The organism is Nesterenkonia populi (assembly GCF_007994735.1).
GTDB classification, from domain to species: Bacteria; Actinomycetota; Actinomycetes; order Actinomycetales; family Micrococcaceae; genus Nesterenkonia; species Nesterenkonia populi.
This window is the reverse complement of record NZ_VOIL01000001.1, coordinates 619,622-635,306: the sequence shown is the minus strand read 5'-3', so window position 1 is coordinate 635,306 and position 15,685 is coordinate 619,622. Positions and strand designations below refer to the sequence as shown.

At 62.8% G+C, this 15,685-nt stretch carries 11 protein-coding genes and 1 pseudogene; 6 read left to right on the top strand and 6 right to left on the bottom strand.

Translation table 11 applies throughout. The features are described 5' to 3' along the window. Positions 1-15: 15 nt before the first annotated feature. On the bottom strand, positions 16-789 hold the full coding sequence (locus FWJ47_RS03005; RefSeq protein WP_147103894.1) for a CDP-alcohol phosphatidyltransferase family protein: 774 nt from the start codon (positions 787-789) through the stop codon (positions 16-18). 593 nt (positions 790-1,382) lie between these two features. Here FWJ47_RS03005 and FWJ47_RS03000 point away from each other — a divergent pair. The 5 genes from FWJ47_RS03000 to FWJ47_RS02985 all read left to right on the top strand — a co-directional run bounded on the left by FWJ47_RS03000 (position 1,383) and on the right by FWJ47_RS02985 (position 8,896). After that, a complete protein-coding gene (locus FWJ47_RS03000; protein ID WP_147103891.1) occupies positions 1,383-2,168 on the top strand; it encodes a (S)-acetoin forming diacetyl reductase in 786 nt (261 codons plus the stop codon). Positions 2,169-2,897: 729 nt separating this feature from the next. After that, positions 2,898-3,614 carry an endonuclease NucS domain-containing protein gene (locus tag FWJ47_RS02995; protein ID WP_342779644.1) on the top strand — a complete coding sequence of 239 codons (717 nt, stop codon included), beginning with the start codon at positions 2,898-2,900 and terminating at the stop codon, positions 3,612-3,614. Positions 3,615-3,695: 81 nt separating this feature from the next. Beyond that, positions 3,696-3,995, top strand: a complete 300-nt coding sequence (locus tag FWJ47_RS12375; protein ID WP_342779643.1) for a hypothetical protein — start codon at positions 3,696-3,698, stop codon at positions 3,993-3,995. A gap of 609 nt (positions 3,996-4,604) precedes the next feature. Next, positions 4,605-7,253 carry a choice-of-anchor G family protein gene (locus tag FWJ47_RS02990; RefSeq protein WP_170228451.1) on the top strand — a complete coding sequence of 883 codons (2,649 nt, stop codon included), beginning with the start codon at positions 4,605-4,607 and terminating at the stop codon, positions 7,251-7,253. 305 nt (positions 7,254-7,558) lie between these two features. Beyond that, a complete protein-coding gene (locus FWJ47_RS02985) occupies positions 7,559-8,896 on the top strand; it encodes an LssY C-terminal domain-containing protein (protein ID WP_147103884.1) in 1,338 nt (445 codons plus the stop codon). A 6-nt stretch (positions 8,897-8,902) separates the two neighbouring features. On the opposite strand, the gene FWJ47_RS02980 is transcribed toward FWJ47_RS02985, so the two are convergent. From FWJ47_RS02980 to FWJ47_RS02960, 5 genes and pseudogenes are all read right to left on the bottom strand, one after another. Next, positions 8,903-10,489, bottom strand: coding sequence for a hypothetical protein (locus FWJ47_RS02980; RefSeq protein ID WP_211358958.1), 1,587 nt, complete (start codon positions 10,487-10,489; stop codon positions 8,903-8,905). Positions 10,490-10,651: 162 nt separating this feature from the next. Then, positions 10,652-11,527: an ABC transporter ATP-binding protein gene (locus tag FWJ47_RS02975; RefSeq protein WP_147103881.1), complete on the bottom strand. Its 876-nt coding sequence runs from the start codon at positions 11,525-11,527 to the stop codon at positions 10,652-10,654. Continuing rightward, positions 11,524-12,431 (bottom strand): annotated as a pseudogene (locus FWJ47_RS02970) (FecCD family ABC transporter permease). The gene FWJ47_RS02975 and the pseudogene FWJ47_RS02970 overlap by 4 nt, the downstream one beginning before the upstream one ends. Positions 12,432-12,574: 143 nt before the next feature. After that, complete coding sequence (locus FWJ47_RS02965; protein WP_342779642.1) at positions 12,575-13,615, bottom strand: FecCD family ABC transporter permease; 1,041 nt, start codon at positions 13,613-13,615, stop codon at positions 12,575-12,577. After that, positions 13,612-14,442 carry a siderophore-interacting protein gene (locus FWJ47_RS02960; protein ID WP_147103878.1) on the bottom strand — a complete coding sequence of 277 codons (831 nt, stop codon included), beginning with the start codon at positions 14,440-14,442 and terminating at the stop codon, positions 13,612-13,614. Before FWJ47_RS02960 ends, FWJ47_RS02965 begins: the two co-directional genes overlap by 4 nt. A 252-nt stretch (positions 14,443-14,694) precedes the next feature. Between FWJ47_RS02960 and FWJ47_RS02955 the strand changes: the two genes are divergently transcribed. Continuing rightward, the gene (locus FWJ47_RS02955; protein ID WP_170228450.1) at positions 14,695-15,654 is read left to right on the top strand and encodes an ABC transporter substrate-binding protein; all 960 of its coding nucleotides are present in this window, start codon (positions 14,695-14,697) and stop codon (positions 15,652-15,654) included. The last annotated feature ends 31 nt before the right edge of the window (positions 15,655-15,685 follow it).

The following is a 15,685-nucleotide window of genomic DNA, read 5'->3' as shown; positions in this document are numbered from 1 at the left end:
CGTGAGGGGCGCTGACTAGGAGTCTCTGGTCCTCGCCGAGGCGCCGGCTTCGGATGAGACCGCCGCACCACTGTGACCACGACGTCGTTTGAGCGTCAGACGCAGGCTCAGTGCCGCGTAATAGATCACGTAGCCGCCGGACAAGGCGATGAGCCACAGGCTCGGCGAGGGGTACTGCATAAGGATCAGCGCGTAAAGGCCGAACCAGACGAGGGTGAGCGTCATGGTCAGCCACCATGCGGTCTCCGTTTGGGAGGGGTAGACGTACTTGATCGGGACGAACACGAGCACTGTCAGAACAAGCAGTGCGGTGGTGGTCGTGGCCACGCCGGCGCCGAGGACGATCAGGTAGAACGCCGCAATGTTCCAGTAGCTGGGGAACCCGACGAAGAAGTGGTCGTCGGTCTTGGCGTCGCTGCGGCAGAACTGGAAGCAGGACGCGAGCAGAGGCACGGAGGCTACGACGCCGCCCCACCACCCGTCCGGGAGATAGCCCGTGCTCCACAGCAGCACCATGGGCGCAAAGGCGTAGGTGATGTAGTCGACGATGTTGTCCAGCAGCGCACCGTCGAAGCCCGGCGTCACCTCCTTGACCCGGAAGTGGCGGGCCAGGAAGCCGTCTGAGCCGTCGATGATCATGGCGGCGAGGAAGAGCCACAGCACGGTCTCGACTTCACCGGCGTAGGACATGTGCACCATGAGCAGGGCAAGGACCACACCCACGGCCGTGTAGGCATGGACCGACACCGCGCTCAGGCGATGCCAAGGGCCGAATTGGGGTCCAGACATGGGGTCACCCTAGTCTCCGATGTGCCGACGGCCACATCGGACTGCTCGACGGGGTCGCCCTACGACAGCAGTGATAGCAAGACCAAGCTCGAGGCCACGGTTCACAGCCTCTGGGATCGCGCCCTAGGGAGCGATCGAGAGATCCCGATCGCCCCCCCGCCGCCGGATTCATCACCGAACGACTCGAGCGTCAGAAGCTCCCATCCGGAACCGAACGATTCGATGTGAAGACGCCTGCACGACTTCGTACTGTTTCAAACGCCGATCTGGACCTTTCTGAGGATTACGACAAGTTAGTGAGACAAACCGCGTCTCAACGAAACGTCATCCCCATGTCAGCGGCAGTCGCGTCTGCCAAGATCCACGGCATCTTAAACGTAGGTAGGTTGTCGGATCTCATCGAACTTGCCCAAGGGTGCAGGCTGAGGCAATGAGCGCTGACGATGCGTATCTGCGAGTTGCTCTCCGGTGCGCCACAAGAAGTCTCGACCACGAGCCGCGCTTGCGGGAATCCCACCAAGGAATAGTTAAAATTTGAACGGGTTACACAAGTCAGCAGCAGATGGCGCTCACTGAACTAAGGAGTAAAAACAATGGCACGTCAGGACAATGGCAAGGTCGCTCTCGTGGTCGGCGGCGGTCAGGGCATCGGTCGCGCGGCAATTGAACGGCTGCACCGGGACGGCTTCAAGGTCGCCGTCGGCGACTTCAACACGGAGGCCGCACACCAGGTCGCGGAGTCACTGGGCGGTAAGGCCAACGGTGCCATCGCCGTCGAGGTCAACGCCACCAACCGTGAAAGCGTCTTCGCCGCCGTCGACGCGACCACACAGGAGCTTGGCGGCTTCGACGTCATCATTAACAACGCCGGAATCGCCCCCCAGACTCCCCTGGAAGCAGCCACCGAGGCCGACTTCGACAAAATCTTTTCACTCAACGTCAAGGGCGTTCTCTGGGGCATCCAGGCCGCGGCGGCCAAGCTGCAGGAACTGGGCCACGGCGGCAAGATCATCAGCGCAGCCTCGCAGGCCGGCCACAAGGGCAACAAGGGGATCCCGCTCTACTCTGCCACCAAGTTCGCCGTGCGCGGCATGAGCCAGACCGCGGCGCGTGACCTCGCCCAGTTCGGCATCACAGTGAACACCTACGCACCCGGCATCGTGCGCACCCCGCTCATGGAGACCCTCGCCAAGGAGACCGCCGCGGCCGCAGGTCAGCCCGAAGAGTGGGGCTGGGAGCAATTCACCACGGATATCTCCCTGGAGCGACTCGCCGAAGCCGACGACGTCGCCAACGTCGTCTCGTTCCTGGCCGGCCCAGACTCCGACTACATCACCGGACAGTCCATCATCGTCGACGGCGGCATGGTCTTCAACTGAGGTGAACCGCGATGTCACCTCGCCGTTGTAAACCAGGCGCACGGCACAGTCGGCAAACATCTTTGCCCGACCGCTCCGTGCGCCTGACCCTATCTTGCCAGTGTTTAAGAGTCAACGACGCTGTTTGGCAAACGATTGGACGCCTAAAGCAGCCTGGACGTGCCGTTTTCGTACGACCGCAACATCAAGCCGATGCGCTCCGAGTAAAACCGGCGCATGATCTCGGCGGCGTACTAGGCGGGCTTTGGCGTCGGCTCTCCAACGCCCCTGGCCAAACGACGTGGCCGCGGGCAGTGCACCTGCCTACCGACAAAGTCCGCGGAACGTTTCTCAAGCTTGGCGCCCAACGTCGGACCCGCCCATCTCGGAAGCACCGGAGTTTCGGCACCTGGCCCACTTCCCCTGGAACCAGCCGAGAGCCGCACCGGTCTTCCTCGGCTGAGCTTGAGGATTCTGACAAGTTAGTGACAAAGTGCGTATCGACGAAATTTCAGACCTCAGGTCAGCGCCATGCGTCTATGACAGATTCGACGAGAACCTACACGCATGTATGACAGGCCAAGTTATCGTCTGCCCCTGCATCAGCCCCCGGTGACCGATATTGCAACTGCGCCTTAACCAGGGCCTAGAACTGGATGCCAGCTTGCGCCATCGCCAAGCCCCCGGCTCGTGCAAGGATTGAAAGCGTAGACCTTGCTAAGAGTTCGCCGGCCAGTAATGGGAGATCTGATGCCAGTAGAGATGGGCATGTGGCGGATCGATGGGGATTCGCCGCAGCGATTGCCGAGCGGGCTGCTTCCCTCCGAAGCCCAACTTGAGGACTTTCTGGAGCGCGACCCCTCGTTACTGGGCGAAAAACTCCTTGTCATTGCCCGACAGTTGCGGACGCCTCATGGAAAACTCATCGATCTGCTCGCTCTCGACGGTGACGGCAACCTCCATGTTCTGGAGCTGAAACGAGACCGGACCCCGCGTGAGGTCGTCGCGCAGATTCTTGATTATGGTTCCTGGGTCACTGAACTCGGTCGCGAGAAGATAGCGGAGATTGCTGCCGAGCATCTCGATACAGAGCTTGAGCAAGCTTTCGCTGAAGTGTTTGACGCCCCCCTCCCCGATGAGCTCAATAACGAGATTCAGATGACGATTGTGGCGACAGAGCTGGACGACAGTTCAGAGCGCATCGTGACCTTTCTGCGCGAATTCGGAGTGCCCGTCAACGCAGTGTTCTTCTCTTACTTCGAAGACGGCGAGCGTCGGTACCTTGGACGGTCCTGGCTCGCATCAGGCGGCCAGCCAACAACGGCTCGAGCAGCAAGCAAACGCAGCAAACAAGCGGAATGGAACGGCAGGGACTGGTTCGTTACCTTCGGTGATGATTCGACTCGTTCTTGGGAAGACGCTCGACGCTATGGATTCGTCTCCGCCGGCGGTGGCGAGTGGTACTAGCGAACCCTTAAGAACCTTCCCACTGGCGCCCAGATTTTCGTTCAGATTCCCAAGCATGGATATGTCGCCGTTGGTGAAACTTTGGCTGAAGCTGCCCCTTTCGAGGCAGCGCAAGTCTTCCATGAAGGACAATGGACGCCCCTGAAAGATCTGCCGCTGTCTGCGGACTACCGTCATACCGATGCGCCCCGAACCACTCCAGAAGATTCGGAGTTTGTAGTACCCGTGCGCTGGACTGCCAGTCGCCCCAAATCCCAGGCTTACTGGGAGAAGGGCATGTTCGCCAACCAAAACAGCGCCGGCAAGCTCCGCCAGCAGTACACACTGGGCAAACTGGTGACGCAGTTCGAGCTCAACGGCGAGAACAGTCGAAGCGCTTAGGACACCAGTCCCTCTGAAGCTCAGATGATCTGAGCAGCCTCGACAGAGACCACCGCTGCCTCAAGCGCTGACCCCTACGCAAAATCCACGCGTCGACGCTGCCGCACGCCCCCGACTAGTCACGACAGAAACACATAAGAAATTCACAGGATAGGTCGATAACTTTTTCAACACAGGCCGTCGGATTCCCGAATCTTCCCGGGTGCATCACCGCTGAAATCCAGGCCATCCGGGGCTTTCGGACTCTTGCTGAACCCTCATCTGTGGCGATCAGATTTCCACGCTGGAGAAGAGCCTAACCGCCCCATAAACCCTGACGGGGAACTGATTGTGACCTTGACGTGATCTTAATTCTGCTGTTGTGTAGGTCACGGCGGGTGAATCCCACCACATTTAAATAGGGTCAGCAAAGAGATCGATTCACTCGCTTCGCCTGGTGACGGCTACTGACGCTTAGATTCGTGTGTTCAGTGCGCCACAGCGCACCGGCGGGCGGGAGAAACCCAACCCACAAGGGGATCCCGTATGAGGCAGTCCACATCTCCATCTCCATCACCCATGACCCGGCCGCCAGCGCGACGAAGTCGCTGGCGCACCCTCGCGGCCTTCATGACCAGCACTGTGCTTGCCTCAGGGGCTGCCCTAGCGGGCGCGGCCCCGGCTCAGGCCTTCGACGGCGAGAATCGCAGTCATGCATTGGCCGAACTGATCAACGCAGATGCCTTGGGCATCGACGCCGCCACCGCCGTCACTGCGGAGCAGAACTTCCTCGACGACGAGGGAGAGGACCCGGCGACCAGCACTATTGACGCCGAGTTGCTGAACCAGCTCGCCGCGGTCGATCTGGGAGGAGTCTCGGTAGGCATCGGCTTGGATGGCCTTGGCGTGGGTGCGCTCAGCGGTTTCGCCCACACCCCCGAACCCACCAGTGCCACCGCCGCCTCCGGCACGGTCACCTCAGAGGGGGCCATCGAGGTCAGCGGCGACACCACCGGGTTCGCCTCGGTGGATTTGACCGCGGCATTGGCGGACCTCGGGCTGAGCACCGAGGGCATCGTCGATGACCTGTCCTTGGAACTGGGCGCATTGGCGTCTCGCGCCCAGGAGACTGAGGGGACGCTCGACAGTGAGTACGTGCTGGCAGGCGCCCAACTCAGTCTGGACAGCCCCGCGCTGGCAGAGCTCACCGGCCTGCTCAATGGGGCAGTCGATGAAATCGATACTGCCGTCAACGGCCTTCTGGCAGCTGAAGGCCCCGTACAGGATGCGCTGGATACTGTCCCCACTGAACCGGTGGAGGTGAACCTGATCGGAGATCTTGACCTGCTCACCGTAAACCTTGGATCTCCTGAGCTGAATGCCGCAGTGGACTTGGCCGGCGTCGCGGATGATCTGTTGGCCGCACCGCTGGTCAGCACCTCGGAACTGGTCACTCTTGATCTCAGCACCGGCGAAATCCTGGTGGACCTCGCCCAACTGCACGGCGGGAGCCTCAACGGGCTGCCGGCCAACACCACCCTGCTGACTCCTGGTGAGATCGAACTGATCCTCAACGAGGTGACTGGTCTTCTGTCCGAACTGGGAGACAACGTCACCGCAGCAGTGAACACAGCTATCGAGGGAACTGCCGTCTCACTGACTCTGGATCCTGACGTGAGCGCTGCATTTGGCGCCGTGAGCGGCGGCATCGACATCACCATAAACACCACCGTGGCCGAGCTCCTGGGCGGCGGCGAGGGCATCAGTGAGGGCGACATCGAAATCGGCGGTGACCTTTCACTGCCGGGAGCCGACGGCCTGCTGGGTCAGCTGCTCGAAGGACTGGTCACCCCCATCCTCACTGATCTGGTCCCGGCGATAGCGGCTCCGTTTACCGCTGAATTGGAAGCCGGACTGGGCACTCTGGCGGCAGACACCGTCGATAACGCCATTGATCCTGTGCTGTCAGGACTCACCCCAGTTTTCGACTCGCTGAACGAGATAGTCAGCCTCACCGTCAACGCACAGAGCTCACCGGGCGATCTCGGCGAGACGTCGTTTACCGTGCGGGCGCTGGTGATCGATGTTCTTCCCTCGATCGACACAGCTGCGGTCCAGCTCGCCTCCTCCACTGTGTATGCCGAGGATGAGGCGGAGGATGAGCCAGGTGATTTCGACACCGAAATCTCCGCAGATCCCTCCAGTGTGGACCAAGGCGAATCCACCACCGTCACCGGAACGGGCTTCGCCCCAGAAGAGACCGTGACCGTCAGCATCCCCGGGGCCACCCAGGACGACGACCCCCTCACCGTCACCACCACCGACGATGACGGCGCCTTCACCGCAGAGCTGCCCATCCCGACGGATTACCCGACCGGCGATGCGACCATCACCGCGGTCGGCGAGGACTCACAGACCCCCGCCACCACCGTCATCACCGTCACCCCACCCGGCGACGACGATGACGATGACGAGGACGCCGACCAGGACCCCACCATCACCGTGGACCCCGACACCGCAGCACCCGGTGAGACCATCACCATCGGCGGAGACGACTTCACCCCCGGCACCACCGTCGACATCGACATCACCGACGACGACGGCAACACCATCGACACCATCGAAGACATCCCCGTCAACGACAACGGCGAATTCACCCACGACTGGACCGTCCCCGAAGGCACCCCACCAGGGAACCTCACCGTCACCGCCGAGGACGAGGAAGGAAACTCCGCCAACGCACCACTGGAGATCATCGCCGTCACCCCACCCGGCGACGACGATGACGATGACGAGGACGCCGACCAGGACCCCACCATCACCGTGGACCCCGACACCGCAGCACCCGGTGAGACCATCACCATCGGCGGAGACGACTTCACCCCCGGCACCACCGTCGACATCGACATCACCGACGACGACGGCAACACCATCGACACCATCGAAGACATCCCCGTCAACGACAACGGCGAATTCACCCACGACTGGACCGTCCCCAGCGATCTCGGTGAAGGCGCGTTGATCGTCACTGCAACGGACCAGGAGGGCAACACCGCGAGTGCAGTACTCGATGTGGTGGGCGCTCCCGTGACGGGTGTGGGCGATTCCGATGACGGGACACAGGCTGATGGTGCGGCCGACACAGCTGGCACGGGCGGAGCTCTTGCTATGACCGGTGCGACAGTCGGCGTGCTGGCCGCCGCCGCGCTGGTGTTGGTCATCATGGGCGTCGGGATATACGCCGCCTCCCGTCGCCGTCGGTCACCAGCAGCGGACTGAGTCCCTCCCGTAACCGACGTGATCGGCAGAGATGAAGGGGGCGGCGTCACCTTACCTTCGGGTGGCGTCGCCCCCTTCATCGTCTGTGTCTGGTGCAGAACGGCCTGAAACTCAATCCGTTAGCGGAGAGGACCGCATCTCGGGGAAATGTCTACTCTCCATGTCAGCGCCCGGCTCATGTGACCAGGGCCGCGGGATCCTGCGGGGATGCACATCTGGTCACGCTGACTGCATCCAGTAGCATGAGACACGACCTTCGACGGGCAGTTTGGCCGTCAAGAGCATTTATCCACACCGGAGGGCTCATGACCGCAATGGGTGTGCGGAGAATTGTCAGTTCAGTCCCTGACGGCGTCTTTTTCGTATTCGGCGTGATCTCATCTGTGTGGTTCGCCATTCTCTTCGCTGTGGCGGACGTCCATTGGGGATGGGGACTGGTCGGATTCGCCATCGCTTTCTGGCTGCTGCTGGCCTATCTCGTGCTTCCGCGGCTGCACAATATCCTCACTCGGATCTATGTTCCGGGGTACTTCATCGGCCGAGCCCGCACCAGCGACGGGCTGCTGGGAGATCCGGTCAATCTTGCGTTCCGCGGTGATGAGTCACAGGTTCACGCAGTCATGCGAAGCGCCGGGTGGATAAAAGCCGATGATCTGACCTTCAACACCAGCCGACGCATCGTCACCTCGACGCTCCGCCGGCACAGCTACCCAGAAGCGCCCGTGAGCCCTCTGCTGCTCTTTGATCGGCAGCAGGACTTTGCTTATCAGCAAGAGGTTCACGGCACCCCGGGCCAGCGCCACCACGTGAGGTTTTGGCGCTGTCCGCCAGGGTGGATGCTGCCGGGCGGGTTCGACGCGGACTGGCTGGCAGCAGCAACATATGACCGCAGGGTCGGACTGTCCCTCTTCACGCTTCAGATCACCCATAAAATCGCACAGGACACCGACGCCGAGCGAGATCACCTCACAGCGACCATTAGCGAAGCAGAGCCCTCTGTGGTGGTCAGTGTTATTGAGGACTACTCGACTGGTTACCACTCCCGCAATGGTGGTGGTGACTCCATTGCCACGGACGGTGACCTCCCCATACTGGATGTTCGCCCCGTCCACGAGCTCGGTCTGTCCGATTCCGCCGACCAGCCAGGAGCCGAGAGCCGCAATCGCACGCCCATCATGACTGTGGTGGGCGCCGCTCTGACCGGAGCACGAGGCCTCGCAGCATTCGCGACGGCGGCAGCGCTCCTGTTTGGGCGCGACGACGACGGCACCGTGCGAACGATCGACGGTTCGGCCCTTGGGCTTCCCGACAATGCCCTCCTCTTCGGCCTGGTGGCCGTACTGGCAACGTTCGCAGTTGCCGAGCTGTTCATCTGCTGGCGGGTGCTCCACGGCGGGAACGCCGCACGCCTGTTCGCCATGACGCTGAGTGCGGCGGCTATCGTGGTGCACTCAGTGACCTACGGATTGGGAGTTCATTCGGCGGCATTGCACTCAGGGCTCGTGGGCCTAGGCTTAGACATCCTGCTGGTGTGTGCCCTGTCCAGCGCACAGGCACGCACTTACGCTGACAGGCCTTCGTCAGGCGCCAGCAGGATGGAACGCCGCGATCGGGCTGCCAGCAGTATGACCACCGACCCCTGATCGAACTTAGGCGGGCGGTGCTCCGAATGGCTGCGCGAGGGTCCCACCCCAGTCGCGCCAGATCGGACAGTCTCGTCCGGGCTGCCCCTCGAGGAACCGAATGGACTCTTCGGCGAAAGCATCGGAAAGAGGCAGATCCGGGTGTGCCGATCGGACAGGGCACGCGTTTCGGTCGACATCCAGCTCACCTCCCCCAGGCATCAGGGCAAGGTCGCCGGCCACGGTCACGCTGAGGGTCCGCACCTCCTCCGGCAGCTGCTGCTCGAGGACCTCCCTCGTAGAATTCGGGGTGGCCTGCAGTTCCAGCGCCGCTGGAGACACGGGATCGAACTCAAAACCTGCGAGCTCCCCCAACGGAGCGGCCAGCTGCAACAGGTCCCCCAGCACCCGGCCCGCGCCGTTCTCCCCCGGCGGCGGGTAGCCGGTGGGGCTGTCCGGCAAGGATCCGACCATCACCAAGGCATCAATATCTGCTTCGCCGGCCGCAAGCGCTTCCCACGCCACCCAGATGGCATGAGAATGGCCTGCCACCACCAAGGGTCGCGGCAGGTCCTCCGTCTGCGCGGCAAAGGAGGCCGCCTGATCCTCCAAGGGCTGCTGAGTATGCTCCGGCTCGTAAGGCGCTCCTGTGGTGATCGGGCATACAGCGTCCCCCTGGGGCTGTCCGTCTCCAGGTCCGGCGTAGGAGAAGTAATACACCTGCCCACAGGAATAGCCCAACCTGTCCGGCTGCAGCTCAACAATGGTCCCGCCGCCTGAAGAGCTGACGATGCCGCCCATGATCATGAGGGACCCTGCACGCGGAGGCGGCTCTTGGGTTCCTTCGTCGTTCCATCGCGGCCACATCAGCGCCAAGGCGCCTGCCGCTGTCACCGCCGCGGCGGTGACAAGCAGCGCCCCGGGGCGAGACACCGGGGGTCGGCTCAGCCCCCACAGCGCCAAGGCAGCGGCCGCCGCAGAGACCGGAACGAGCCAGAGGGTCAGAGATTCAGCACCCTGGGCTAAGGCGCCGATGCCTACCACGACGGCGAAATAGCTCAGCACAATCTCCAGCCGCAGGCCCTCTCGCCAGTTCCGGCTGAATGCGGAGCGAATACGCAGGCGGCGGGGCCAGGCCAGGGCTGAGCCGAGAACCGCAGCAGCGGCCAGCACGCCGACTCCTATCCAGAAGAAGCGCGAATTCGGCATGGTGGAGGCAACCGTCACCATGACCGCAGCGACTGTGGTGGGGATGCTCAGCAAGCCGTACAGCCGCGCGGCCCGACCGAGATTGATCCACGTGAGGCCGCCCACAAGGTAGGCCAACAGGCTGATGCGCATCATCAGGACCGCGCCCAGCGCCCCCGCTGCGACCGGCCACGAGGGGGCATAGACGATGATGAGCCGCAAGTCTGTGAAGAGGTCCAAGGGCGGCAGCGCCACCAAGTGCACCAGACCTGGCCATTGCGGCAGCGCCCCGGATGCTGCCAGGATCACCACAGCGATCGAAAGGCCCGCCAGCGGCCACATGCGGTGCCATTCGAAGCGTGCGACTGCCCCGGCGGCATCGGAACCGCCGTCGTCAGTCACGGCAAACTGGTGACGAGGAGGCACCGTTGTCTCCTGATGTCAGCTGAGCGTCGGACTATGCGCTTTCTCACGCTGGCGCAAGTCTTGCACAGGCCAGCTCTTCAGAGCGACCGACTCCTTGTTGAGCTGGAACGGGACCGCACACCTCGCCGGCATACGGCGTGGCAGGTCGACCAGGGCAAGGACTCACACGGTGGTTGAGCCGTTCCTCGGCTGAGTTCCCCTGCCTTTGGGAATGATGGCTGGCGTGCCCGCCACCGGATCTTCGATCACCACGCATTCCACACCGAATACCCTGCGAACCATCTCGACCGTGACGATTTCCCACGGCGGGCCCACTGCCACGATCTGGCCATCTTTCATGGCGATCATATGCGTCGCGTAGCGTGCCGCCTGGTTGATGTCATGCAGAACCGCGACCAGCGTCTTGCCCGCCCCGTGCAAATCCGTGAAGAGCTCCATCAGATCAATCTGGTGGGCGATGTCCAGAAACGTGGTCGGCTCATCCAGCAGCAGCAAAGACGTCTGCTGCGCCAGGACCACGGCGATCCAGGCTCGCTGTCGCTGACCCCCTGACAGCTCCGCGACTCGCTTCCCGGACAGTTCGGCAAGACCAGTGGCGGCCAGGGCCTCGGACACCGCCGTGGCATCCTCCCGCGTCCACTGCCGCAGCAGCCCCTGATGGGGGTAACGGCCCCGGGACACCAGATCCGCCACCGTCATACCATCAGGGGCAAGCGAGCTCTGCGGCAACAAGCCGATGCGCCGGCTGACCGCCTTAGCGCCATACTCGCGAATATCCCGCCCCTGCAGCAGCACCGAGCCCGCGGCCGGCTTCAGCAGACGCGCCAGTGCGCGCAGAAGAGTTGATTTGCCGCAGCCGTTGGGGCCGACGATCACGGTGAAGGACTCTGGCGGAATGGTTGCGCTGAGGTCCTCGGCAATCACCTCCTGGTCATAGCCCAGGGTGAGTCCCGAAGCAGCGAGGGGCGAGTCCTCAATGAGTCGATCACCTGCGGTGTGGTCGAACCGAACCGGCGCCTCGGCGGTGAGGTCTTTCATGAGTGCTTCCTCGTTTCATGGATCAGCAGCCAGATCAAATAGGTGCCGCCGACCACGACGGTGACCACCCCGACCGGCAGCGGCTCTGGGGCCAGATGCTGGGCCACCGCATCTGCGCCCAGCAGCAGAGCGGCTCCTACGACAGCGGAGGCCGCAACGGGGATGCCGGGGGAACGGAGCAGGCGCAGAGCGATCTGCGGAGCGGCGAGCGCGATGAAGGAGATGGGTCCGGCAGCGGCCGTGACTGCGGCGGTGAGGCCCACTCCGGTCACGATGAGCCATAGCCGCGAATACTCAGCTCTGACTCCCGAAGCCCGGGCGACGTCGTCGCCCATCTCCAGTTGGTGAAGCGGGCGGGACATCAGGACGATGCACGCAGCACAGACGAGAATCATCACGGCAGCTACGCTGATCTGGGTCCAGGTGATGGCGTTCAGTGAGCCCGCGCCCCAAGCCGCGGCGCTCATGGCGACGTCGAGGTCAGCTTTGAGCAGCATCCACGTGTTGAGACTGCTCAGCATCGCTGAGACGCCGATGCCCACAATGATGAGCCTGAACCCTCTGACGCCCCGGCTGTAGGACAGGAGGTAGACCAGCAGCGCTGTGATGATCCCGCCGATGAGTGCACCTTGGGCGACGACGACGAAACTTCCGGACACTGTGATCATCATCAGTATCGCGCCGGTGTAGGCCCCCGATGCGAAGCCGATGACGTCCGGGTTGCCAGCGGGTTCTGCGTCAGTGACTGAAAGACGGCACCTGAGACACCCAACGCCGCGCCGAAGGTGATCGCCGCCAGCACACGAGGCAGGCGCCATTCCAGGACAACGACGCGAGGAAAGCCCTGCTCGCGTCCCAGTGCGACGTCGATGATCTCCCTGACAGTGACGGTATAGCTTCCCATCCCGAGCGCGAAGATGCCGAGTGCAATGGCCGCTGCCGCCGTGACCGTGGTGATGAGCAGACCTCTGAGGCTCACCCGCAGGCAGATGCGCCCGTGGCCTAACTGCCAGTACCGGCGGCCGAAATCGATATCAGGGTGGCCGGTCATAGCATGCTGGCCTTTCGTCGTCGCACCAGGAGGATCATCACCGGGGCACCGACCAAGGCCGTCACGATACCCACGGGCACTTCGCCCGGACGCATGATCAAGCGTCCGAGCACATCGGAGGTCAGAAGCAGCAGCGGTGCCAGAACGAGGGTGTAGGCGAATATCCATCGCTGATCCGGTCCGGTGATCCAACGAGCGACGTGGGGAATCATGAGGCCGACGAAACCGATGGGGCCTGCGAGTGCGGTGGCGGTGCCTGCCAACAGCGTCACCGCGAGGACGACCAGAGCACGAGTAAGCCCGATGCGTGCGCCGAGGGCAGTGGCGACATCATCTCCCAAGGCGATCGCGTTCAAGGCGCCGGTGCACCACAGAGCGATCACGAGTCCCAGGACGAGGAACGGCAGGACGGTCACGATCATCTCCGTTTCACGTCCCGCGAGACTCCCGGCCGCCCAGAACCTCATCTGGTCGAAGGTTTGGGAGTCCAGCAGGGTCAGGCCGGTGGTGAGTCCGGTGAGCACTGCACCCAGTGCCACCCCGGCAAGTGTGACGCGGATCGGGTCAACCGGTCCGCGTCCGGAGGCGGCGATGGCGTAAACCCCGAATGTCACGATGAACGCGCCGCCGAAGCCGAACCATACATACCCGCCGATGGAGGACACTCCGAATACTCCGATGCCGAGTGCAACGGCGAAGGCGGCCCCGGCGTTGACCCCGAGAATGCCCGGGTCTGCGAGGGGGTTGCGCGTCAATGCTTGGATCAGCGCCCCAGCAGTGCCCAATGCCGCGCCGACCACGAGACCCGCCAAGGTTCTGGGGATTCGTGTCTGGTGAATGATCAGTTCCTCTGGAGCAGCCGCTGTCTCAACCGTGATGGAACGGACAGCGTCCATCACCGTGCCCAGAGGGATGTCCCTGGCCCCCACCGCTACGCTGACCACGCACAGGCCAAGCAGTGCGGCGGCCAGCACCAACCACATGGAGAGATTCTTCAGGTGCCCGTGCCGAGTTCCTGGGAGGGCTCCAGCAGTCACAGTCGGGCTTCTCCGAGTCTCCAATACCCGGAAAACAGGATCTTTGACTTATCGACTCCTCTGGCGTTCACCAGGTGTCGACGAACCAGCTTCACGGTCAACGCCTCAGCGCAGACCCAGGCGTAGTCAATCGTATTCGGAAGGTCAGCGCACTCCAGGTCCCTGAGCAGACTCGAGCCTGGCCTCGCCTCATTGCGCACGTGCCACTGGATGGGAACATCGGTGTGAATCTGCTGAATCTCATCATCGCTTGGGACCTCGATATGCACCGTGACGTGCTGACTGTCCAGCCGACCCCTCGTAGGTGCCGGCTCATCAGACTCAAGCAGTGCGGCCAGCGCTGGCAGGGAGGTCTCGTCACCGATGAGCAGCTGAGTCCTCACCGAATCCTCGGGTGCGTAGACACCTTTGCACTCGCAGAAGCCGACGATGTCGCCCCTCTGCGCCCTGCTGGCCCAGCGACCAGCTGGCCCGCTGACCTCTCCCTCACCGTGAAGGACCATATCGACGTCCACCTGGCCCACGGAGGGGCGGTGCTGCCGGACGGTGTACCACCGCACGTCTGGACGCAGCTCTTCGGGGATGAGAGCGACGAGGGCACGGGGAGAAATCTGCGGTGGGTGTTCGGACGGCAGCTCCAAAGTGCCGGAGCGAGGGATCATGAGGCCGAAGTACTCATCCGCGGCCAGCGTCTGAAAGTCGCAGAACTCTTGTGCTTCCAAGGTGAGCCGACGCATCCGCGGGGTCAGCTGAGTGACTTGCGCGACTCGGCAGGCAAAGGCCCGTCGGGCATCACGTTTCAGGGGAGTGCGTCGGCTTTCGGCCAAGGGGTGTCCTTCTCGATCTCTGAAGCGGGAGTCAGCTGTACCTCCGTGATGCTACACAAAACAGCATGTGGGCGTTTCTTATTTTCATCAAAGCGTCCTTCAACGAGGTGCCCTGGAGGGCTAAGAGAGGCGAACGGCGGCAGTTCGTAACATTAGGTTCACCGAAGCCTAATACCTGTTGAACGCATGATGTAATAAGCGTCGTTTGCCGGCGGGAGCTCCCGCCAGTCACTGCTGAAAGGACTTATGACCGTGAACCGCTCACCCATCTCGCCGCGCCACCGCATGTGGTCCAGTGCTGCAGCCTTCGCTGCGCTCGCCTCGCTTGCGCTGACGAGTTGCGCCGCCGAGGGCTCTGAACAGGATGAGGTGAGTGAGGATCAGGCCGAAGGGATCGAGGAAGCGCAGACGGTCGAGCATGCCATGGGCTCCACCGAAATCCCCGACCAGCCAGAACGCGTGGTCGTGCTGGAGATCAACCTCCTGGATACGGCCATGGCGCTCGGGGTCGTTCCCGCCGGTGCAGCACTCATCGTCAATACGGATGAGCTTCCCGACTATCTGGGCGAAGACGTTCAGGACATCGCCAGCGTGGGCAGCATCACCGAACCTTCACTGGAGCAGATCGCCGACCTCGATCCGGATCTCATTCTCGGTGCCAAATCCCGTCATGAGGACCTCTATGACACCTTCAGTGATATCGCGCCCACGGTGTTCGTCGAGTCTCCGGGAGGAGACTGGCGCAGCAGCATCCGCACCGTCGGGGAAGCCTTGGGGGTTCCCGACACCGCCGATGCGCTGCTGGCCGACTATGACGAGCGCACCGCTGAGGTGAAGGAGGACATGGATCTGGCAGGTCTGACAGCCCAGGTCATCCGGCCACGAGAGGCCGGAGCAGTACGCCTCTACGGTCCCGACACCTTTACCGGCGATGTTCTGTCCGATCTCGGCTTCGAGATACCCGAGCAGGACTGGGAGGACAACGGCATCCTGGAGATCTCCTCGGAGAATGTCGGTGACCTCGCCGCAGACCGGGTGTTCGTGTCATCGGACCCCACCACTCCGGACCTGCCGGACTGGACCATGGACCTGTTGGAAGGGACTGACAGCGAGATCCATCACGTCGATCACGAAGTCTGGATTGCCGGCGTCGGCCCACTGGGGGCGCAGGAGATCATCGCCGAAGTCGAGGAGATCCTCAGCCAGCCTTAGCTTGCTGTTCGACAACAGAGCCCAGGTCGCC

Bases quoted from the DNA above. Each gene is read 5' to 3' on its own strand.
- FWJ47_RS03005 (WP_147103894.1), bottom strand. From the start codon at position 789: ATGTCTGGACCCCAATTCGGCCCTTGGCATCGCCTGAGCGCGGTGTCG.
- FWJ47_RS03000 (WP_147103891.1), top strand. From the start codon at position 1,383: ATGGCACGTCAGGACAATGGCAAGGTCGCTCTCGTGGTCGGCGGCGGT.
- FWJ47_RS02995 (WP_342779644.1), top strand. From the start codon at position 2,898: ATGCCAGTAGAGATGGGCATGTGGCGGATCGATGGGGATTCGCCGCAG.
- FWJ47_RS02990 (WP_170228451.1), top strand. From the start codon at position 4,605: ATGACCAGCACTGTGCTTGCCTCAGGGGCTGCCCTAGCGGGCGCGGCC.
- FWJ47_RS02985 (WP_147103884.1), top strand. From the start codon at position 7,559: ATGACCGCAATGGGTGTGCGGAGAATTGTCAGTTCAGTCCCTGACGGC.
- FWJ47_RS02975 (WP_147103881.1), bottom strand. From the start codon at position 11,527: ATGAAAGACCTCACCGCCGAGGCGCCGGTTCGGTTCGACCACACCGCA.